Source organism: Microvirga pakistanensis, from assembly GCF_004458765.1.
Taxonomy (GTDB): domain Bacteria; phylum Pseudomonadota; class Alphaproteobacteria; order Rhizobiales; family Beijerinckiaceae; genus Microvirga; species Microvirga pakistanensis.
Genome location: NZ_SPJX01000097.1, coordinates 1 through 223, shown reverse-complemented (window position 1 = coordinate 223; position 223 = coordinate 1). Strand labels below are relative to the sequence as shown.

At 57.0% G+C, this 223-nt stretch carries 1 pseudogene; it reads left to right on the top strand.

What is annotated here, in order from left to right:
• Positions 1–162, top strand: a pseudogene (locus E4K09_RS30060) (FAD-dependent oxidoreductase); the annotation flags it as partial.
• Between the last annotated feature and the right edge of the window lie 61 nt (positions 163–223).

The following is a 223-nucleotide window of genomic DNA, read 5'->3' as shown; positions in this document are numbered from 1 at the left end:
TCAACACAGATGGGCATCCTTCTTGCCGACGCGATTATGGGCAGAGGCGATCGCAATCCGGTCAATGGTCTGGAATGGCCGACCATCGCCGGGTACTCAGGAAAACCATGGTTCCTCCCGATGGTTGGCCTCTACTACAAAATGCTCGACAAGATCCAATAAGAAAAGGCGGCCTGTGCCGCCTTTCTCGCGTGCGTCCCGTGATGACGTTCCCGCCGCCGAT